Origin of the sequence: Streptomyces bambusae (assembly GCF_019400985.1) — a bacterium.
Classification (GTDB): domain Bacteria; phylum Actinomycetota; class Actinomycetes; order Streptomycetales; family Streptomycetaceae; genus Streptomyces; species Streptomyces bambusae_A.
Genome location: NZ_WTFF01000016.1, coordinates 28,500 through 49,600, shown reverse-complemented (window position 1 = coordinate 49,600; position 21,101 = coordinate 28,500). Strand labels below are relative to the sequence as shown.

The 21,101-nt window shown below is 70.8% G+C and carries 13 protein-coding genes, 1 tRNA gene and 3 pseudogenes; 6 read left to right on the top strand and 11 right to left on the bottom strand.

Annotated elements, in window-relative coordinates; all coding sequences use genetic code 11:
• The first annotated feature begins 656 nt into the window (after positions 1 to 656).
• Positions 657 to 777: transfer RNA gene (locus GPJ59_RS04880), tRNA-OTHER, on the top strand.
• A 117-nt stretch (positions 778 to 894) separates the two neighbouring features.
• Here GPJ59_RS04880 and GPJ59_RS04875 read toward each other — a convergent pair.
• Positions 895 to 1,740, bottom strand: a complete 846-nt coding sequence (locus tag GPJ59_RS04875) for a DUF6414 family protein (protein ID WP_219665114.1) — start codon at positions 1,738 to 1,740, stop codon at positions 895 to 897.
• 147 nt (positions 1,741 to 1,887) lie between these two features.
• Between GPJ59_RS04875 and GPJ59_RS39040 the strand changes: the two are divergent.
• Together GPJ59_RS39040 and GPJ59_RS04865 are read left to right on the top strand one after the other, a co-directional pair.
• Positions 1,888 to 2,439, top strand: a pseudogene (locus GPJ59_RS39040) (TniB family NTP-binding protein); the annotation flags it as partial.
• Positions 2,440 to 2,986: 547 nt separating this feature from the next.
• Entirely contained in the window at positions 2,987 to 3,829 is an 843-nt protein-coding gene (locus tag GPJ59_RS04865; protein WP_219665113.1) for a hypothetical protein, read from the top strand.
• A 560-nt stretch (positions 3,830 to 4,389) separates the two neighbouring features.
• On the opposite strand, the gene GPJ59_RS04860 is transcribed toward GPJ59_RS04865, so the two are convergent.
• The 6 genes and pseudogenes from GPJ59_RS04860 to GPJ59_RS39035 form a co-directional block, all read right to left on the bottom strand.
• Positions 4,390 to 4,620 (bottom strand): helix-turn-helix domain-containing protein, encoded by a 231-nt coding sequence (locus tag GPJ59_RS04860; protein ID WP_374200784.1) that lies wholly within the window; start codon positions 4,618 to 4,620, stop codon positions 4,390 to 4,392.
• A 209-nt stretch (positions 4,621 to 4,829) separates the two neighbouring features.
• On the bottom strand, positions 4,830 to 4,991 hold the full coding sequence (locus GPJ59_RS37115; RefSeq protein ID WP_308120137.1) for a tyrosine-type recombinase/integrase: 162 nt from the start codon (positions 4,989 to 4,991) through the stop codon (positions 4,830 to 4,832).
• A 426-nt stretch (positions 4,992 to 5,417) separates the two neighbouring features.
• Complete coding sequence (locus tag GPJ59_RS04850) at positions 5,418 to 6,251, bottom strand: alpha/beta fold hydrolase (protein ID WP_219665112.1); 834 nt, start codon at positions 6,249 to 6,251, stop codon at positions 5,418 to 5,420.
• 244 nt (positions 6,252 to 6,495) lie between these two features.
• A pseudogene (locus GPJ59_RS38845) lies at positions 6,496 to 6,862 on the bottom strand (transposase); the annotation flags it as partial.
• Between the two features lie 139 nt (positions 6,863 to 7,001).
• Positions 7,002 to 10,664, bottom strand: coding sequence for a WD40 repeat domain-containing serine/threonine-protein kinase (locus tag GPJ59_RS04840; RefSeq protein ID WP_219665111.1), 3,663 nt, complete (start codon positions 10,662 to 10,664; stop codon positions 7,002 to 7,004).
• Positions 10,665 to 10,682: 18 nt separating this feature from the next.
• Positions 10,683 to 10,859: a DUF7677 family protein gene (locus GPJ59_RS39035; RefSeq protein ID WP_445271630.1), complete on the bottom strand. Its 177-nt coding sequence runs from the start codon at positions 10,857 to 10,859 to the stop codon at positions 10,683 to 10,685.
• Between the two features lie 297 nt (positions 10,860 to 11,156).
• On the opposite strand from GPJ59_RS39035, the gene GPJ59_RS04835 reads away from it, so the two are divergent.
• Together GPJ59_RS04835 and GPJ59_RS04830 are read left to right on the top strand one after the other, a co-directional pair.
• Positions 11,157 to 12,134 carry a phage baseplate protein gene (locus GPJ59_RS04835; RefSeq protein ID WP_219665110.1) on the top strand — a complete coding sequence of 326 codons (978 nt, stop codon included), beginning with the start codon at positions 11,157 to 11,159 and terminating at the stop codon, positions 12,132 to 12,134.
• Positions 12,135 to 12,321: 187 nt separating this feature from the next.
• A pseudogene (locus tag GPJ59_RS04830) lies at positions 12,322 to 12,609 on the top strand (TetR-like C-terminal domain-containing protein); the annotation flags it as partial.
• 1,191 nt (positions 12,610 to 13,800) lie between these two features.
• Here the strand turns inward: GPJ59_RS04830 and GPJ59_RS04825 are convergent.
• From GPJ59_RS04825 to GPJ59_RS04810, 4 genes are all read right to left on the bottom strand, one after another.
• On the bottom strand, positions 13,801 to 14,712 hold the full coding sequence (locus tag GPJ59_RS04825; protein WP_219665109.1) for a hypothetical protein: 912 nt from the start codon (positions 14,710 to 14,712) through the stop codon (positions 13,801 to 13,803).
• A gap of 327 nt (positions 14,713 to 15,039) precedes the next feature.
• Positions 15,040 to 16,659, bottom strand: a complete 1,620-nt coding sequence (locus GPJ59_RS04820) for a serine/threonine-protein kinase (protein WP_308120135.1) — start codon at positions 16,657 to 16,659, stop codon at positions 15,040 to 15,042.
• Between the two features lie 503 nt (positions 16,660 to 17,162).
• Positions 17,163 to 18,755, bottom strand: a complete 1,593-nt coding sequence (locus GPJ59_RS04815; RefSeq protein WP_374200783.1) for a M4 family metallopeptidase — start codon at positions 18,753 to 18,755, stop codon at positions 17,163 to 17,165.
• A gap of 484 nt (positions 18,756 to 19,239) precedes the next feature.
• Entirely contained in the window at positions 19,240 to 20,364 is a 1,125-nt protein-coding gene (locus GPJ59_RS04810) for a serine hydrolase domain-containing protein (RefSeq protein ID WP_219665107.1), read from the bottom strand.
• 132 nt (positions 20,365 to 20,496) lie between these two features.
• Here GPJ59_RS04810 and GPJ59_RS04805 point away from each other — a divergent pair, with 132 nt between their 5' ends.
• A complete protein-coding gene (locus tag GPJ59_RS04805) occupies positions 20,497 to 21,075 on the top strand; it encodes a TetR/AcrR family transcriptional regulator C-terminal domain-containing protein (protein ID WP_219665106.1) in 579 nt (192 codons plus the stop codon).
• Positions 21,076 to 21,101: the final 26 nt, after the last annotated feature.

Below are 21,101 nucleotides of genomic sequence, written 5' to 3'. Positions count from 1 at the left end.
CCACAGCGCTGCGCGCTGTGCCAACGAACCGCCTCGCTGCGCTCGGCGGAACTCGGCTTCGCCGGGCCAGGGCCGGCCCTTCGGGCCGGGGTCCTGAGCTTCGCCCCGGACCCGTTCGGCTTTCGCTGCTCTCCGGCCAAACGGCCTGCTTCGCAGGCCGGAGTGACTCCGTTTCACGGAGTCGGGGCCTGTGGCCCGTTGGGCGGGTCCGCTTCGCTTCCCCGCCTGGGTTCTTCCGCCTTCGCCTTCAGGACCAGCCCGCTCCGCGGGCGCTGGCAGTAGCGTCAGTGGTGTCGGTTGGGGTCCCTCTTGACGGGGCCGGCAGCGAAGCCTCCAGCACTGGAAACCCAACGGCGTAAACCTCCCGGCCTGCACGGGGCGGCAACAGCCTGAATGGGGACAAAAGGCCACGCAGACGCTTGCCAACACCGACCCCGCCACCATGCCCCCGCTCAAAGACCACTCCAGAGGCCGGTCAGCTTCGCTCCCCAGCCCGGGTCCTTGTAGCTCCGCCTCCAGGACCAGCCCTCGCGGGCGCTGGCAGCAAGGAGAACAAGCCCCCGGGCTGGTCATGGGGTCTGCCGGAAAGGGTTCGCTCTGTCGCGGTCGTCGTCCTAACCGTCTTGGGAGTGGGAGCAGCAGCTCCCACGGGTTGCGGAGTCGTGGCAGAGTGGCCCATTGCGATCGGCGTAGGGAAGGCCCTTCTCACGTCGACTGACCGGGTACTGGGCCGCCCTGCCTCCCCCGGTCCGCGGGTTCGAATCCCGCCGACTCTCAACCCTCAGCAGGACTGAGGACGAGCTTCAGCACTCAGGCCGGGCGTGATTCATTTTTTGACCTGGATTGAAAATGGCCTAGAGGGTCCCCCGCTGAGGCCCAGAGGCACTCCGCGAATCAGTAGAGTCCTATCGCGTCTACGACGATGGCCGGACCGGCAATGTGGGCGTGAACGTCCTCAGCGGGAAGGTCCAGGTTGAAGTGACTGACCAGCTCTCGCACGTGGTCATCCACCTCGGTCATCAGCAGGCGCCGCATCATGTGCTCCCAGTCGTGGAGGAGCCACTGCTCAGCGCTGAGGTACCCGTCACTGCCCCCCGGGATCAGCCTGCTGACGCTACCCAGGACGCGCAGTTCACCCTCAATACGGTTCGCTGACGCTTCGCCCAGGAAGTGGTCCGGTGGCACGTTGATGTAGACCTTCTGCGGCAGGTTCGAGCCGGTCAGCTCCAGCAGGATCGGAATGGGGAGGAGTTCGTTGCGGAGGTACACCCGCTGAAGCTGCTCGGCGAACGGCAGATTGTTGACATCGAGATTGCGGAGGCTGTCCAGGTCGGCGTCCACGGTGTCCATCAGCCGGCGAAGGATAAAGAACATTTTTCCGGCCAAACTGGCCGCAGTGATCCGTGTCGTTCCCTCGATCTGGACCAGGTCGTCCCTGACGAGGGGTGTCTCGCCGTCGGGATCCACCTTGACCGCGTTGGCATCGTTGATCAGCGCGTCGATCACCTTGCTGAAGGTTGCCTTCTGCTTCGGGGCCAGGCTGTAAGTGGACTGGAACTCAACATCGGTTCCCCTGGAGCCTTCCAGCGCGAACCCGCCCATGCCGACCTTACCGCCGCCAGTCTGCTTCCGGACTGTCTTCTCAGTGATCTCCGCTTGCCGAGGGACGTCGATGTCGTAGTACTCCGCCTGAGACAGGAGAGTTTCGGTGTCGAGGTAGATCGGTGATCGCAGCGCCATACGCAGGAGTGTCTCAGGGACCTCTGACAATCCGGCTCGCCCACGGTGCGCGCTTGGAGCGTGACCGGCGGGACTCTGCGTGCGTGAGCTGACGCTCAGTTCTGAGGCATCAGTGACGCATGCACGTCGGATCCAGCGTCGTCATCGATGAGCGGATGTCCGGGGTGTGATTCAGGAGGCGATGGGCAGCCAACAGGCTTGATCACGCAGGCTGTCATCCACAACGCCGGTCGAGTGTCGTCCCCGGTCTTCCGCGTGCCTCCCCTGGCCGGAGAAACGACCTGGTCACTGATGTGCCGTATCGCCGCACGCTACGGGCAGGAGCCCGGCTGGATACTGGGACATTGGCAGTGGAAGAGCCATCAGCCGCGGCACCCTGGCGGGACACCCCGCGCCGATGCGGAAGTGCTCCTGCAAGTCGGCCGCACCTGCCACCTCGCCGAAACCACCCGCACCGGCAACCACGACCAGATGCCGGTCGCGTACGTCCTCGTCCCGCCAGGGGCCAGCACGAAAACCCTGGCCGCGGAATTCGCCCGCTTCCTCGGCATCCCGATCACCCATCGCATGGCCCAGGCCCAGATCATGACATCGGTCTGCGACACATACACCCGGGCAGGCGTCCGCCTGATCATGATCGACGAGATCCACCGGCTCAACCCCCGCACCAGCACCGGAGCCGAAGCCACCGACCTCCTCAAAGACCTCACCGAACGCATCGGCGCAACCTTCGTCTACGCCGGCATCGACGTCACCACCACACCCCTGTTCACCGGCACCCGAGGCGCCCAGCTCGCCGGCCGCGCCACCCTCATCGACTGCGACACCATCCCCGCCCGACGAGGCACCAGCCAGCCGTTCCGCGACCTCGTCGCCGCCATGGAAGCCTGCCTCGATCTCACCCAGCACCGAGCCGGAATCCTGGTGCGCCTGGCCCCCTACCTTCACACCCGTACCGGCGGACGCATCGGCAGCCTCGCCCGCCTCCTGCGCCAAGCCGCGATCACCGCGATCCTCGACGGCACCGAACGCATCACCAAGGCCGCCCTGGAGACCGTCGTTCTCGACCACCTCGCCGAAGAGAACAACCGCCCCGGTACCCGGCTGGCCGCAACCCCCGGCAGCCCGCAAACGGAAACAGCAACGGCCGAACGGCCACAGGAGACCTGCCGTGAGCAGTCCGACTGCGCCCTTCGCCCGCATCCCGCGGCCGCCGCATCGCGCCGGGGCGCTACGCGTAAGGCCGGTGCCACACGAGGCGCCCGCCTCCTACCTCCACCGCCTCGCCCAGGCGTACCGCCTTCAGCTGCGCCAGATCCTCGAAGGCATCGGCATCACCGTCGACGGCCGCCCAGGCAGCATGCCGGGAGGAAGCGAGATCGTCCTCTCCCCTGCAGCACTCCACCACCTCGCCACCTTCACCCGCATCCCCGATCTGCCGCGCGCCCTGGGCAACGTCGTCCATGGGTCAAGAGATCCGGACCCCGGTCATCCCAACGCCCGCTGGCAGCCTCTTGAACCCGCACGACAGCCCACCCGCACCTGCCCCTGGTGCACCCTCCACCACAGCCGCGGGACCACCAGCCAGGCATGGGCCTACCACCGAGCACACCAGCGGCTATGCCCACAGCACCTCCGGTGGGCCACCCCGCCCACCGACCGGGCGTCCCTGGACACCCGTGCCCTGCCCGAGCTCGTCCCGGCCCATCACGCCCACAAACGTCTGGGGCGCCGGCCCGACGCCACCGCCGCGTACCAGTGGGCCGCCGCGATCACCACCCGCTGGCACGACCAGGAACACCACCTCACCCGACGCTGGCACTACCGGCGCACCCGCCTCGCGGACACCAACCCGCCACCAGCCCACGGCAAGTCCTGGGCGCTGACCGGACGCGATCCGGTCACCTACCCCGAAACCGTCGCCCTCGCCCGACACCTCGCCCGCACACCCCACCCCGAGGCCGACCACGGTTTCCTCGACCAGACCGCGAACATCCTCGGCCTTGACCGGCTCGTCCTCCCGCCCCACGACCTGCTCAGGGCCTGGATCCACACCACGCAGCAACGCCCCAGACGCCGCTGCCTATAGAAGAGCCATTACACCTGCACAAAGAATCACTGCACCTGTACACACCTGGAAAACTCAGCCAACCTGAGAAAACCCCAGGACATCGCCCCGCCCCACATCGCCAGCACCGCCCACCGGGCAGCCCGACCACCACGACAGACATCCAGCAGCCCACACACCAGCCAGCCAACCTGAACACACCCAGATCAACGGACCAACCCAGGCACTACATCAATGGCCCGTCATAGCGGCTGGGCCCTCGCAGGGTCGGAGCACGGACGGCACCACTGGCGCGCCACGTCCAGAATCCGCCGGCGCCCGCATCGCCGACACGGGCCGAGCGCCGGCCTTCCCGCGGCCCGCCGCCGGCAAGCCGCGCACGTCTCCTCGGCCGAGCGTCTGCCGCCTCCGCAACCAGGACACGTCCGTAAGCACCAGGCACACAGGCCCGATCCTGGGCGCAGCCAGCGCAACTTCGTGCAGCCGGGGCAGCGGCCCTGCACGGCGTCAGGAACGGACGCTGACATGGATCTTGAACCCGCCAGGTAGGTGGAAGGACGGCCGACGAAGAGCTGCGGAGGTCAGAGGGGAGGCAGTGACCGTCTCCCGGCTACCCGCGACGAACCGGGCGACGGCCTCCTGTCTAACAACCCTCCCAGCGCGGGCCCAGAGGCCAGTGCCGGTGCTGCGGGACCGAGCACAAGGAGATCTCCAGGAGCACAGGCCAGAGCCGTACACAGCGCAGTCTGGGTGGACAGCTTCACCTGGGACGGCTGCTTGGTGAACAGAGCCGGCACCGAAGCTGCGGACAACTCCAGTCCCGCCTTCTCAGCCAGCAGTCGCCGCAGCTGGGTCCCCGTCTATACCCCGCGCTCCGCCGCCGCCATCCGCAACCGCCACTGAACACCCGGCAAGGCCGGGTCTGCTGGCTCAGGTCCCCTCGAGGTCATGTCCCTCGTCCCTCGCCGGTCAGCCGGCCAGTGCGCGGACGGCGGCATCGGTGGCCCGCTGCCAGGCGTCCTCAGACGAACCGCTGCGACGGCTTCACGTACGCCATCGTCGAGGCGATAGGCCTATGCCCGAGAAGCTGCTGGGCGGCAATCAGGTCCGTGCCCCGCTCGTACTGGTGCGTCGCGCACGCCCGGCGCAGCGCATGAGGCGTGAACCGCCCCGCCCAGCCCACACCTCACGGTCACCTGCTGACAACCAACCGCTACCACTGCACCACCCATTCACACCTGGACGTGGGGTGCTTCGACGACTTCGCAGCCGCTTCGCAGCTGTTCGCGGGGAAGGGGTTCGGCGCCTTCGCGGAATCGCGGCTCATCGGACTGTGGCAGCACTCGTGCGGAGTCGAGCGTGAGTTCGTTAGCTCATCCACCAGCAGGAGCGAGGCAGGCACGAAGGCGCCAAGGTCGCGAAGACCTGCCACTGTCAGATCCGACGACGGCACCTTCTTCGCCGGGGCCCCGGAGGAGTCGCCGCGCTGCTCTACGAGGACGGCAGTCACTCTGGACTCCAGGCATGCATGTACCTCGAGCACCGGGGACGCACCGAGCGCGGTCTGAACGGCGTGGTTCGGACTGCGCTCGGTGCGTGTTCCTGTGGCTCAGCCCTCGCGTATGACGGTGCGCAGGCGGGTGGCGAAGGTGTCGGGGGTCTCGACGAACCCGGTGTGGCCGCCGGGGAACGTCGTCGGCTCGGTGCCAAGCGACTGAGCGAGCGCGCGGGAGGTTCGGTCGCAGAGCTGTCCGGCGGAGTCGTCGCCGATGCCCACCACGATGCGGGTGGTCGCCGCGCGTAGGGCTGCCGGGTCAGGCTGCCAGTAAGTGGAGGAGCGCATCTCGTGCGCGAACCAACGGCGCTCGTCCGCCACCTGTTGCGGATCGCGCTCCCCGCCGAACATCTGCTCGATCACGGGCTCGGGCATCGTGATGTCGGCCTGTGCGAAGAACTTCTTCCAGGCTCCCGTCACGTCGCCGGCGAGGTAGGTGACGATGAGGTCCTCGGTGCCGGTGCGCAGTTGCTCTCGGTCCTTCAGTAGTTCGATCAGCGGTGGCTCGTGGGCGACGAGGGTGTGCACCTGGTCGGGACGGGTCTGGGCGAGGGCCAGCGCGCTGACGGCGCCGCCGCTGGAGCCCAGGACGAAGGCCGGTCCCGCGTCGACGTGGGCGATCAGCCGGGACAGGTCGTCTGCGCGCAGTCGGGGCGTCGAGTCCTGGTCGGGGTCGTCGAGCTTGCTGCGGTTGATGCCGCGCGGGTCGGTGGTGAGCACGGTGTGGTCGGTGGCGAGCAGCCTGGCCAGCGGGGCGAAGGCTGCAGCGTCCATCGGGGCACCGACCAGCACGATGAGAGGGCCCTTGCCGCGCACTTCGTAGTGCAGACGTGCGCCGGGCACCTTCAGGGAACGGACGGTGGCGGTGTCAGCCGGGTTGGTGGTCATGCGTTCTCCGGATGAGGCAGTGATGGGTTTGTCGATGACCTAGACCCTCCGGACGGTGCAAACTCATCGCTCGCAGATCGCGGCTACTGATGACCTTTGTGTGATGTCGCGCCATGGCCGGCGATCGTCGCAGTTCAAGCGGATGCCGGGGCGGCGGCGTCACGCGTGGAATCTCAGTAACTGCGATGCACAGCCGGATGACCGCCAGGAAGGCGTGAGCGAGCATGGCCAGGGGCACCGGGGCGGGCCCTTTGGTGCCGGCCCCTGCCGACAGCTTCTGCCAGGCCCGCTTCGGCACCTTCGTGGCCAGGGCATCCGCTCGGAACGTACCCGCCGTAGACCTCGTCCCCCGCGGCCCGGCCCACGCGGCCCACGGCCCGGCAGCGGTCCTCGTCGCACGTCCACGAGCGCGGGCTCACGGTCCACCGCGGCGTGTCCACGGCGACCTGCGCGTTCTCGACCCTCCCGGCGGTGCCGGTGTACTGGCGCTGGACACCGACGGTGTGCGTGGCCTTCTTTACGTCCCCGGTCTCGTCGACCACCAGCACCGCATCCTCGTCGTGGAGGAACAACATGGTTCGATGCGGCGGAACGCCGCCCTGGACCTCGTCGAGTTCCTCACCGGCCGGTAGAGCGGACGCTGCCTGCTCGATGTCGGTTTCGCGGCGACCCGTCGCCCGGCGAGGAGGAACTGGCCGGGGAACCTGGACGCGCGGCTGAGGGGTGCGCTGTCCCCGCAGGGGGCCGGGGTCAGCAGAGCTTGCGGTACGGCACGTTCGGGATGTACGTACGCCACTCGGCCCGGGTGATGTCGCGGCCGGCCCGTTTGCAGACGGCGGCGGCGACGCGGTCCGGCACCAGGTCGAGGGGGGCGGTGTCGGCGCCGCTGAGGACCCGTAGGATGCCGTCCCCGCCGAAGGAGAGCAGGTCCACCTTGCGGCCGCTGGTCTCCAGCGGCCCGCCGAGGGCGAGCCGGGCGTCGGTGTCCCACAGCTGGATGCGCTCGCCGCCGGTGACGGCCGCCAGCAGCCGGCCGTCCTGGGAGAAGACCGGGTCGTCGGCGAAGTCGAACCGCGCCGTGTCGCGCGGTGGGCTGCCGGGCAGGTGGGAGAGGCGGGTACGGGCCGCGCCGTCCCACAGCTCGACCGAGCCGCTGTCGCGGACCACCGCCAGCAGCCGGCTGTCCGGCGAGAAGGCCAGCCCGGTCGCGGCGCCGCCCCAGGCGCCGTCGCGCCTGGTGCCGCTGCGCAGGTCGATCACCGTGCCGGTGGTGGTGGCGAACAGGGTGCCGTCCGGGCTGAACCGTCCGTAGCCGAAGACGTTGTCGATGCGGTGGATCTCATTGCGCTCGCGGACGTCCCAGACCTGGATGGTGCCTCCCTCGCCCTCGCGTACGCCGCTCTCGATGCCGAACGCGGAGAGGTACCGGCCGTCGGCGGAGACGACCAGCCGGCGCACGGTCTCGTCGACGGGCGAGAACCGGTGGATCTCCCGGCCGTGTTCGAGGTCGTGCACGACGACGAACTGCTTTCTCTGGTCCGGGTCGTGGTCGGTGAAGGCCAGGACCTTCCCGTTGTCGCTCAGGGCGTTGAAGACATGGCGGGTGGGCAGCTCGACCCAGCGCTGGGGCACCGTGTGCAGGGTCTTGCCGGTCCTGACGTCCACGACCCGCTGCTTCATGTCGGTCCAGCCCTCGCGCACCACGACGGTCGTGCCGTCGGCGGAAGATGCGGCGGCGACGAGGTTGCGGTCGGGCTTGGGCAGGCCGACAACCCCGGACAGGTCGATCCGCTTGAGGGTGGCGCGGTCGGACGTGAGGAAGACCAGGCTCTTGGTGTCCTCGTCGAGGGCCATGTCGGCGTAGGGGGAGCTGGACCGCGCGTTCGACTTGACCGCTCCGGGCAGCGTCACCAGATGGTTCCTGCCCTCCGTCTCCCAGATCTCCACCTCACCGTTGCCGGACCAGCCGAACACGTACCCGCCCCGCGAGCTGAGCCGGAACTCGTGCAGGCCGAGGTCGGGCAGCGGGGGGCCGGACGCCTCGCCGCGCACCCGCCAGACATTCGCCTCCCCGAAACTGTCGGCGCCGTCACCGGAACCGCCGTGCTCGACCCGGGCGAAGCTGCTGCCGTCGGGGCTGAACACGGTCGTACGGTCGCACGAGCGCTCGGAGTTCGTGACGAGCGGAGCGGCGCCCGAAGACGGGTAGGCCGACGCGACGACCGTGCCCCTGCTCCGGTCGCAGCTCACCACGTAGCTGCCGTCCGGCGACAGCTCTCCCGGCAGCTCCACCTCGGCGCCCCCGCGCTGCCCGTCCGTCATGCGGAACGCGCCGGAGTCGAGCTCCCGGACCACCTGACCGCGGTTGGTCAGGCTCAGGCCGCGAGCACTCTGCACGGCCAGTGCGAAGGCCGGGCCGAGGGGAGTGCCGGTGGCGGTCTCCACCACCTGGACGTGCTGTGCATCCGTCATGACCAGCACGTACCGGCCGTCCGGGCTGACCGCGGGCTTCTGGCCCTCGCCCCAGTGCACGTTGCCGGGGAGCTTACGAGGGGTGCGCGGTGGCGCGCTCTTCCCGCCGAGGCCCAGGTCCGTGAACGTCGCCTCGTTCGGGGTGTACAGCAGCATGCCCTGTCCGCCCTGCGTCAGCTGCACGCCGGCGGAGATCCCGTAGTCGATGCGGGGCAGCTGGAGGGTCTCCGTCGCCCGCTGCACCGAGGAGGCGTTCAGCGCCGCCCGCGCCTCCGGCACCCCGGCGATGCGCCAGGCTGCCAGGCCCAGCAGCCGGGCGGTCTCGGGCTCGGTGCCGCGCAGGCTCTCGGCCGCCTGCGCCACCCGCCGGGCCGTCGCCTCCGCCTCGCGGCGCTCCACCTCGTTGTTCTGGTACCAGGCCGCAAGGCCGGCGAGGACCGCCAGCACGGTGACACCGGCGAGGCCCGACACGAGCTGGCGGCGCCGTCGGACGGTCCGCCCGGCGGCGGCCCGGGCCGCGTCCAGGCAGGCCAGTTCCAGCGGATTGGGGCGCAGCTGGTGCGGGACGGTCGCCAGCCAGTCCAGGCAGCGGCGCAGCTCCGTGCCCCGTGGAAGGTCCTCGGCGCGGCGGCCGTGCGCCTCCCACACCAGGGCCGCCTGGGTCAGACGCAGGCGTATCGCGATCCCGGCGCGGTCGGCGGCCACCCAGGCGGCCAGCCGCCGCCAGGCCGGCAGGAGGGCTGCGCTGACCGGGCGTACGGTGCTGTCCTCGTCGATCACGAGTGCGCCCGCCGCGACCAGCGCCTCGGTGGCGGCCGCCATCGCCCTCTGTTCACGCTCCGGGCGGCCGGTGAACAGCTCGGCGGCCGCGCAGCTGCGCACGCTGTCGTGCGTACCGTCCGGGGCGGGGCCCGGAACGACCAGGCGGAGCACGGCCTCGTGGGCGACGACCTGCGCCTCGGCGGGCAGGGCGGCGAAGGCCGCCTCGGCGCGCTCGCCGAGGGGCGCGACCACCTCGGTGGCCGACGGGGGCGTGGCCGGCTCGGCCCGGCGGGCGCCGTCCTGGAGGAGCGTCGCTTCGAAGCTCTCGTCGCTCGCGCTGCCCTCCCCGCTCGCACCGCCCTCCCCGCTCTCGGTGGCCTCCCCGCTCTCGCCCACCAGAGCCAGCAGCAGCTCCCGGGCCGAGGGCCGCAGGGCCGGTTCCTTGGCCAGAGCGGTGGCGACGAGCGGGCGTACGGAGACGGGCAGTGCGCTGAGGTCCGGATCGACCGTGGTGACACGATGGGCGGCCTCGGCGATGTTCTCCCCGCGGAAGGGCTCGTCGCCGGTGGCCGCGAACAGGACGACGGCGCCCCACGCGAAGATGTCGGACGCGGCGGTGGCGCGCTTCCCGGAGAGGATCTCGGGGGCCATGTAGCCGTACGTCCCCATGATCGCCCCGGTCGCGGTGAGGGACATGTCGGGTGCCCGGGCTATGCCGAAGTCGATGATGCGGGGCCCGTCCGGTCCCAGCAGCACGTTGCCGGGCTTCAGGTCCCGGTGGACCACCCCGGCGCGGTGGATCGCGGCAAGGGCGGTCGCGACCCCGGCGGCCAGGCGCAGCAGCCGGTCCTCCGCGAACGGTCCTTCGGTCCGGACCCGGGCGGCGAGGGTCGGGCCGGGCACGAACTCGCTGACCAGGTACGGCACCTCGGCGTCGGTGGACACGTCGAGGATCCTGGCGGTGCAGAAGGGGGCGACCCGTCGCGCCGCCTCCGCCTCACGGCCGAACCGCTCGTGGACGAACGCATCGGCCGTCCGGTGCAGCACCTTGAGCGCGACCCGCGTCCCCTGGCCGTCGTACGCCTCGTAGACGACCCCCTGCCCCCCGACCCCGAGCCGCGACGCCAGCCAGTACCCGGCGATCTGCTCCGGATCCTCCGGCAGCAACGCTGAACCCATGTCCCCAACTCCCCCTGGTCAGGCCTGTGATGTGCCTGAAGATCCTAACCGTCGGGGGAGTGGGGGGTGGGGACCGGTGGGGGCCCGGAACGCCAGGCTTGAGGGAGCCCGGCGCTCCGCGTGCTTCTCGTTGGCCGACTCGCTCTGCTCATCCGGTTCGAGGACGTTGGCGAACAGGGCGACGCAGATCTCCATCTGGGAGGGCGACGTACGCAGCTCCTCCCAGTAGTCGATATCCCTTCCAGCATCGGGTGGTCACCGGCCCCTGGGCGAGCCCCGTCCAGCGAAGCGTCGCAAGGCTCCCTAAGCACCATGACTGAGATGCGAATGCATGAGAACGATCCGGACCGGGATGTCGGTGGCCACCGCGAATGCCCGGTGGGCGGCCATCTCACCCGACTGCCCACCGGGACCCGGCCCGTCACACCACCCTTGCGGCGGATAGCATCACGTGTCCCTTGCCCCCCACCCATGCCCCCTGGGAGTCCCCCCATGAACCACACCCCCGGCCTTCCCCTCTCCCGCCGCGGCCTCATACGCACCGGCGCCGGCGCCACCCTCGCCGCGCTCGGGCTCGGCGTCGGCGCGCAGACCGCCTCCGCCGCTGTGACCACCACCAAGCGGTTCGATCTCACGCAGCCGTCGTACGACCTGTTCCGGTCCAAGGACACGCACGGTGCGCGGGTTCAGCAGAGCTTCGCCTTCGACTGGGTGAACAAGTTCCTGTTCGTGGCGACCAAGCGGAGTGGAAGCCCCGAGTCCGCCGGTGACCTGTGCATCAACAAGATGGACTTCGACGGGAACTACATCTCGTACATGCACCTCAATGGCTTCGGCCACGGCGTGGCCTTCGCCGCGCTGCCGAGCGGTTCCGGCACCGAGCTGTGGATCGAGTGCGCCGCGAACACCAGCGGGTACGGCACCGCGCTCGCCCCCATCCCCTACATGGCCAACACCACCCTGGGCTCGCCGGCTGCATCGGCCGCCTACCGGCCGATCTCCGGGGCGACCGAGTACACCTGCTCCGTCGACCCGGTCTACGAGCGCATGATCGTGCGCTACCACACCAGCGCCGGCAAGCGCATCGCCGTGTACCCCCTCTCCGACTTCACGACACGCAGCTTCGGCTCGCCGTTGGCCGACTTCAAGCAGCCGACGATCCCCGGAACCCCGCAGGGCTACACCCTCTACGGCTCGTACATGTACTACCTGACGGGTGACGCGTACCCCGGCGACGGCACCCCCACCGGCGACGGCAACACGTACGTCACCAGCATCGACATCAACACGGGCACCGTGAAGCAGGGCCCGGTCCTCACCAAGGCCGGCTCCACCCTCCACCACCGCGAGCCCGAGGGCCTGGCGATCTACCGCACCGACGCCGGCGAGGCGCGCCTCTTCATCGGCTTCGCCACCGGCGTGGAGGGAGACCGGCGCTCCAGCATCTTCTACAAGAACGCGCTGGTCTAAGCCGCAGGAAGCCGATCGATCCGGGACGTGGCAAGCGCATCGAGGGCATGCGCGGGCGGGGGACGCTGACCCCCGCCCCGCAACGGGCAGCCCTGGCCGCACCAGGGCCGGGGCGGCCGTGCCCGGCCAGGCCAGGCCAGGGGTAACCGACCCCGGTCATCGGGGCCACCGCCCCACCCAGGAAGGAGCCCTGGAGGGCGCTGCCGAGCTGGCCACGGCGGTGCGTGCCGCGACCGCCGCCGTGGACGGCCCGCGCGAGCGGGTCGCTGCGCTCGCCCGCGCCTACCTCGACTTCGCCGCGCGCAACCCGGCGGTCCACGACGCCTTGTTCCAGCTCGACGGCGGCCTTGCGTACGCGCAGGAGGACACCCCCGAGCCGCTGAAGGACGCCTTCGCCGCGCTGCTGGAAAGCCTCGAAGAGGTCGCCGGGGACGGCATCCACCCGGGAGTGTTCACCGAGACGTTCTGGGCGTCTGCTTCTCCGGGTCGGGCCGGTGATGTCCGAGATGCCCATCCGCACTCCTGCGGCGTGCGCGGCCTCCGCGGCCGACGCCGGCGCACTGCAGGTCCGTGCGCCAGCACGAGCGCGGTCCGGTCCGCGTTCGGGGCCCTAGCGGCGGTCTTGAGGGCCGTTGCAGACGTCGCGGGCAGCGGGATCGCTGTGTCGATCTCCCCGGCGCGGGACCCCTGGCCGGGCTGTCACACCGAGGCGTTACAGTGTGCGCCGCGGTTGAGACGGCTGACCACCGGACTCCTCGGGCAGGACCCGCCGCAGCACCCCTTTGACATGCCGTCAAGGGGGTACGGGGGTCGGCTGCCCGGCTGTTGCGGCGCGTCCCCGTTCGGAAATCAGGAAACAGCCAGGAGATCCATGAGAAAGAGAGCGCGGAGAGCGAGCATTCTCGCCGCCGCCACCGCCGTCGCGGCCACCGGTGTGTTCGTGGCTGCACCGAACGCCAGCGCAGGCACGTCCGAGATCGCGAACCCCGGCTTCGAGAGCGGCAGCGCGTCCTGGAACGAGAAGGTGACCCCATTCCCAGGGCACCCCATCAACAACTCCTCCGCGTGGCCGACCCACTCGGGCACCGGCAAGGCGGAGTTGGGCGGCCAGGGCCTGACCGGGATGAGCCGCATCTCGCAGCAGGTCACGGTGCCGGCGTACCGGGTTCCGGTGCTGTCGTTCTGGGTGCGCAGCGACGTGGTCCATGCGGCTTCGGCGAGCAGCTTCGGCTTCCGGCAGCTGATCGTGGAGGCCACCGCGGAGGACGGCACGCCCTACGAGCTGCACGACCGCATGAACAAGGCGGGAACCAGCGGTTCTTACGAGAAGGTGACGGTCACGCTGCCCAACGCCTTCTACAGCTCGTCTCCGCAGAAGGTGAACATCAGCTTCACGGTGATCGAGGACGCGGCGAACCGGATGCCGTTCCTGATCGACGACGTGAGCATGGAGTACCGCTTCAAGGCGATCGACCGTCCGTTGATCATTCCGGGCGGGACGTTCCGGCCCATCGGGGGCTGACACCCGCCGGGCAGGGCGGCGCGGCCCGTGTGCCACCACGGTGACCGCGCCGCGATGCCGCCGTCCGTCGCCTGTCGACCACCTCTCCCCCGGGCCCGCGTACGCAACCGCGTGCCGCACGACGTCCCACGGACCGGTGCCGGGTCAGCCACGCGGGCTGCCCGGCCACGCCAACTCCACGTACGCCCAGCCCTGCCGAGGCGGCTCCCGGACCGCGAGCCTGGCCTTCGCGGGCACGGCCATCGTGCTCCGGCCGGATGCCGCCAGCTGGAGTGTCATCCCGTCCTGGCCCTGGAGCAGAGCCAGGGCTTCGACGTCGGACTCCGTCATCCAGCCGGTCAACCGGTCCATCTGGTCCGCATCGTCCGTCAGCGCCAGTACGGGGTCGGCCAGCCGTACCGTGCGCTGCGCGCCAGCTGCCTCCCGGACCAGGACCACCACGGCCCCCACCGGCGCGGGTACGGCGATCTTGCCGTGGGCCAGCAGCCAGTCGGCCACCGCCTGCCGGTCGAATCTCAGCGGCGTCGTCGTGCCGCACACCGGGGTCGGGAAGTCCGAGTGCCGGCGGCGCCAATCGGCTACCGCAGCCCGCTCGGCCCTCGCCATCCTGGCCGCCTCCGCCAAGGGGATTGTGTCCTCATCCGGCCCCGCCGGCTCCAGCGCGGCCAGCGGGGAGCGCCGGCACCGGCCGGCCGAGCGGACCGCCCGCCAGTCCACCCCAGGCCGGACCACTGGCAAGAGGGCCACGTCCTCGGCCGCGTACAAGGGCACCGTGATCACGCCGCCGGCCGCCCTGCCGTCATCAACCTTCACCGTGGCCACCGGGGAAACCCAGCCCAGCTTCACCACCTGGCGCCAATCCGCACGCCTCACCCCCAGGCGCGCCGCGGCCTGGTCCGGCCCCAACGGCACGTGCCGGTCGAGCAGCACGGCCAGGTCCCGGCGCCGGCCCAACGCGGCCACCTGCTCCGGGTGCACCTCGGGATACTCCACGTCCCCGCCCAGGCGGACCAGCAGGCCGGCCTTCACCAGGTAGCCGATTGCCGAAGCCGTCACCCGCGGCCGGCACAGCGGCAACGGGACACCCAACGCCTCCGTCAACCGCTCCGCCGCCCACGACGACGGCCCCTCGCGCGCGTCGGCACCCGGCACCGGACCTGAGCCCGTCGCCCACTGCCACTCCGCCAGCGACACCCGCAACGGACTCGCCGTCTGACCCTCGTCGTACGATCCCCGTCTCGAACGCACCACGAAACACGCCCCCATCGCACATCGGCACGGCATGACCGTCTCACGTCGCCCAGCACGCAGGCTGTGAGGAGCGCCCGGACGCCACCCCGGCTGCGGCCCGCAACGCGTCCTCCGGTGAATTGCGGATCGGTCTCAACAGCGGGCGAGTGTGCCGCTGTCCAGGGTGGATTTGTCGCCGAACACCCAGCCTTCGGTCTCCGTGCCTGCGATACGGGCGTAGATCCACTTGTTGGCATGGGCATTGGTGACATAGCAGTGGTAGTAGACCTTCGCGCCGGACTTGAGCTCGGTCACGTAGGAGCACTCCGCGTACGGCCCGGTGTAGAGGTGGGTGTTCTGGGACGCGTGGCCGTAGCCGTTGCTGCGGTTCGAGTGGGCCCAGCCGGTGCACGCCGTCGACACCGGGGTGGGCTGCTTCGCCGTGGAGCTGGGCGTTGGCTTCGGAGAGGCGGACGGGCTCCCGGCCGGCTTGTCGCCTCCGTCCTTCTTCGAGGGGGCCTTGGACGACGTCTCGCCGGGCCTGATGGACGTCAGGTCCCCCGGGGAGGTCGGGCCGTCGGTCGTGCTCGCCGTGGGGAGCGCCGTGGTCGACCCGCCGCCGCCCTCGGCGCCTCGCATGTCCATCAGAGCGTAGGCGACTCCGCTGCAGGTGAGGACGGTGGCGGTCGCCACGGCGACGATGGTACGGGTGCGGCGGCGCGCGTGGACCGTCGTGGCAAGGGTCTCGGAAGCGCCGTTGTGGCCGGCGGGTGTGCTGGGCGCCGTGCCCGGCTGTGCGGCGGCCGGCGGCGGAGGGGCGGCGTACGCGCCGGCCGGGTAGGGAGCGACTGGGTGGGGGGCGGGCTGGGAGAGCGGCGCGGGGACGGCGGGACCGAAGCCCGGCGGAGTGACGGGCTGGGGCGCCGGTGCCGCCGCGAAGTCCGGCCCCTTGCCCCTGGCGACCGCCTCCAGCATCTCGCGGGCCTGCCCGGCATCGGGCCGCTGGAGCGGGTCCTTGGCCATCAGCGCCTGCAGCACCGGGGTGAGCGGTCCGGCGCGCCGGGGCTCCGGCAGCGGCTCGCCGACGATCGCCGCCAGCGTGGACCACACCGACGTACGGCGGAAGGGCGCAGCGCCCTCCACGGCCGCGTACAGCGTCATGCCGAGCGCCCAGATGTCCGACGCGGCACCCGGTACCTGGCCCTGCGCGCGCTCCGGTGGCAGATAGTCGAGAGAGCCGACGATCTGACCGCTCTGGGTCAGCTTGGCCAGGGCCTCGTCGCCGGAGGTCTCCATGCTGGCGATGCCGAAGTCGGTGAGCACGACCCGGCCTCCCCCATAGCCTTCGGCAGGGGAGGTACCCCCGCGCTCGAGCAGTACGTTGCCGGGCTTGACGTCCCGGTGGAGGACACCGGCCCGGTGTGCCGCGTCGAGCGCGTCCATCAGCTTGGCGCCGATCGCGGCCGCTTCACGCGGATCCAGTGAGCCGCGCTCCGCCAGCACGGCGTCGAGGGAAGGCCCGTCGACCAGCTCCATGACGATGACCGGCAGTCCCTGCTCCTCGACCACGTCGTGCACGGTGACCACACCGCTGTGCCGGATACGGGCAGCGGCCTGCGCCTCCCTCTGCATCCGGACGCGCAGGTCGGCCAGTTCGGCCGGGGAGGCATCGGTGTAGGCCCGCAAGACCTTGACGGCGACCTCGCGGTTCAGCAACTGGTCCACCGCCCGGGCGACCACGCCCATGCCACCGCGGCCGATCGTGGCGGTCACGCGGTATCGCCCGCCCAGAACCTCGCCGACCAGATCCGCGCCGTTCGCCCCCGTCACCTGTCACATCCCGTTCGTCGCACTGTTCGAATTCCGCCATGTGGTGGGCACCAGGGTAGGGGTTCGCGTATGTGCGTGTGCGCACGGCCCGGCCCTCGGCGCGCGGGTGGCACCTGTCGGTGCCCGGGGAGGGACGTCCGTGGTGGTGAACATGCCGGAGGAGGAGCTGCGGCCCAGGTGGCAGTTCGCGGCCGAGGTCAAGGCCGGGGTCGTGGAATTGTGCCTGCGGGGTGACCGGGCTGTGCCGGAGGTCGTGAAGGACTTCTGGCGGGGCGTCGGTCGCCGCGGGCGTGCCCGTCCCGGGTCGCCTTCGTGCCTGCGCGCACCCGGCATGAGCTGCCGGGCGGCACCAGGGGCGGCGCTGCGCACGGGTTGCCGCCGTGCCGGACGCCGGCCCGGGCCGTTCCGCGCAGGCGCGGGACGGATCGGGCCGGGCCGGGTTCAGGTCACTTCACGTTGACGGCGGTCCAGGCGGCGGCCACCGCCTGGTGTTCGGCGCTGCCGGAGCCGTAGAGGTCGGCGGCGGCCTGGAGGGTCGCGGTACGGGCGCCCGCGTAGTCGGTCGACGAGGTCATGTACACGGAGAGCGCCTTGTACCAGATCTTGTACGCCTTGACGCGGCCGATCCCGGTGACGGTGGAGCCGTCGTAGGTGGGCGAGTCGTAGCTGACGCCGTTGACCGTCTTCGCGCCGCTGCCCTCGGAGAGCAGGTAGAAGAAGTGGTTGGCGGGTCCGGAGGAGTAGTGGACGTCGAGGCGGCCGACGGTGCGGGACCAGTAGTCGGCGGAGTTGCCGTCACGGCTCGGCTTGTCCATGTACCGCAGCGGCGTACCGTTTCCGCGGATGTCGATCTTCTCGCCGATGAGGTAGTCGCCGGCGTCGTCGGCGTTCGCGGCGTAGAACTCCACCGAGGTGCCGAGGATGTCCGAGGTGGCCTCGTTCAGGCCGCCGGACTCGCGGCTGTAGCGCAGGCCTGCGGTGGAGGCCGTCAGGCCGTGGGTCATCTCGTGGCCGGCCACGTCGAGTGAGGTCAGCGGCTTCTGGTTGCCCGCGCCGTCTCCGTACGTCATGCAGAAGCACTGGTCGGACCAGAAGGCGTTGACGTAGGCGTTCCCGTAGTGGACGCGCGAGTACGCCGCGGCGCCGTCGCCGCGGATGCCCAGTCGGCCGAGCTCGTTCTTGTAGAAGTCCCAGGTGACGGCCGCGCCGTAGTGGGCGTCGACGGCGGCGGTCTGGCGGTTCGCCGCGGTGCCGTCGCCCCAGGTGTCGTCGGCGTCGGTGAACAGCGAGCCGGTGCCGTTGGTGGCGCCGTTCAGGTCGTACGTCTTGTGGCCGCCGCGGAGGCTGTCGTTCAGCTCGAACTGCGACCCGCCCGCCTGGGTGCCGAGGCCGACGGTGCCGCTGTACTGGCTGTGTCCGGTGCCCGTGTTGATCGCGTCGTACGTGTGGAGCACCTCGCCGGTGCGGGCGTCGGTGATGGTGTGCAGCTCGCTGGGCGTGCCGTCGTGATCGACGCCCTCGGTGACCTTCTCCCAGGCCAGCACGGGCGTTCCGCCGGCGGCCCAGACGACCTTGCGCGCGCCCTCCGGCGCGGCCACGGCGGCCGCGGCCTTCTTGGTGTCGACGGATATCCGCACCTCCGTCGCCTTGGTGGTGTTGCGGTTGCCGTTCTTCTTCTGGTGCACGATCAGGTCACCGCCGAGCACCGGCAGTCCCGCGTACGTACGCTCGTAGCGTGTGTGCACGGTGCCGTCGGCGTCCTTGACGACGTCCCGGACGACGAGGCGTTCCTCGCTGCCGAGGCCGATCGCCCGAGCGGTGGCGGGGGCACCGGCCTGCGCCTGCGCGATGGCGGTGGCACGGGCGGAGCCCGTCAGTGCGACGGCAGTTGCTCCGGCCTCACGCTCGGCCGCGGCGTTGGCCGGGCCGCTCTGCACCGCCAGCGCGACCATCGCCGCGGAGGCGACGAGGGCGGCGGCACGCAGCGCCTTGGTGTGGCTGCGGGTCGTGGTGCGGGTTGAGGACGTGGGGTGAGTCACTCGTTCTCCTTGATGGCCGTGGGGTGGCGGAGGAGAGAGTGCCAGGAAGTTGCCCCTCGCTGACAGGTGCGCAACAAGAATTTGACCTTCCGTTGTCCGAAGAGCGTGCGCGGATGTCCGCTCGGCGGTGAAAGCGGCGGGTATCGGCGGTGGATGACGCGGCGTTCGGCGCCGGTGCCGAGGGGGCGCCGGCATGGGCATCGGCGTCGTGGTGTCCGCGCGGAAGCCGAGCTGCGCGTTCGCGATGATCCGGTCGGCGGTGCGGACACGGTGCGAGCACCGTGCGCGCCCGCGGATGTCGAACGGTGCCCGGGAGCGGATCAGCCATCCGCCCGGGGTTCGGGTATGTCCGCGGGCGCGCGCACCGGTCGGCGACCACGCGTGGAGGAGCAGCGGGCCGGGTGCAGGATGTGCCGGTGGAGGTCGGCCCGGCCAGCAGGGCGGGGGGTTGCTGCGGGCGGCCACGCGCGGGCGCGCCGTGGGTTCAGGGGCGGGGGATCCCCACGGCCGCTCGGATCTCGTCGGCCACCGTCTGGGCGGCCACGTCGCTGGGGCCGCCCGTGAGCCGGTTGTGCGTGAGGGCGAAGGCCAGGCCGTGCTCGGGGTCGGCGAAGGCGATGCTGCCGCCGGAGCCGTTCATACCGAACGCGGTGCGGTGCCCGCCCATCTCGGGGGTCCCGAGGAAGTAGCCCAGCCCCTTGGCGACGGGGTGGCCGAACATCTGGTCGCTCTGCTCGGTGGCCACGGCGGAGATCTGGACCAGCCGCTCGGGGGAGATCAGCCGGACCCCGTCCACCTCGCCGATCAGGGCTGCGTACATGCGAGCGGCCGCGCGCGCTGTCATGGTGCCGCACGCCGGGATGTCGGCGCGCAGGTAGTCGGGGCGGTTTCCGAGGGTGGCGGTGGGCCATACGTCCCGGTTCGGGACGGCGCGGAACAAGGGCCAGGAGGCCGGCAGGGCGGACAGCATGGTCTCCCAGTTGCCCTCCACCAGTGTCGCCAGGCGGGGCACGGCGTCTTCGGGAGTGCCGAAGTGGAGGGAGTCGGAGACGCCCAGTGGCCCGGCGACGTCCTCGCGCAGTACCTGGGAGATGGTCCTGCCGGTGGCACGGCGAATGGTTTCCCCGAGGATCCAGCCGAACGTGTAGGCGTGGTAGCCGGTGGCCGTGCCCGGCTCCCACAGTGGTTCCTGGTCGGCGACCGCGGCGCACATGGCGTCCCAGTCGCAGAGGTCCTCGGCCGTGATGTCCGCAGGCATCCGGGGCACGCCGGCGGAGTGCGTGAGTGCATGCCGCACCGTGGCGTTCTGCTTGCCGCGGGCGGCGAACTCCGGCCAGTAGTACGCGATCGGGGCGTCGTAGTCGATGAGCCCCTGCTCGGCGAGCACGTGCACGACGGTCGCGGTGACGCCTTTGCCGGTGGAGAAGCTGTGGAACAGGGAGTCCCCGTCGACGGGGCGGCCCGAGCCGGGATCGGCGGTGCCCGCCCACGCATCGACGATCCGGCGGCCGTCAAGATAGGCGACCGCCTGGATCCCGGTTTCCTGACCCGTCTCCACCAGTCGGTCGATGGTCTTCTGCACGCGCGCCTGGACGTCGGTGCCGGTCATCGCAGTCCCCCTCGTCAGCTATCCTGAACACCGCTCAACCCGAGCAGTGTTCAAGTTCTAGCTTGAGCGGTGTTCAGGAGTCAACCTCTTCTTCGTCCCACAGGAGCCCCGTTGGCCGTACGACGCCCGGACGTGATCGATGCAGCCATGACCCTGGTCGACGAAGCCGGCCTGGACGAGCTGACCACTCGCAGGCTCGCCGAGCGGCTCGGCCTGCGGGTCGGCGCCATCTATTGGCACGTCAAGAACAAGGACGAGCTCCTTGCCGAGCTGGCCGACCGCATCGTCGGCGAGGCGCTGACCGAGCCGCTCCCCGACATGGGCGCGTCGGACCAACTGGCCGTCACGGCCAAGGCTCTGCGCCGGGCCATGCTCGATCACCGGGACGGTGCCCGCCTCGTCGCCGGATACGCCGTACCGGGGCCGAACAGTCTCGCCCTCGCGGACCGGCTCATCGGTATCGCACGCACCGCAGGGGTCCCTCTTCCGCTCGCCGCGCACGCATGCGATGCACTGCTCAGCTACACGACCGGATTCGTGCTGCAGGAGCAGCAACAGCCCCGCGGCGGGGCCGCATCAGGCCGCGGCCAGGACCTCGATCTGTCCGGGCTCCCGCACCTGGCAGAGCTGCTGGCAGCGGGCATCCCCGACCGGGAGGCCGCTTTCGGCGCCGGTCTGCAGCTGATCACCGCCGGAGTGATCGCAAGGTGAGGGAGGCGGCCTTGACCATCTGTCGG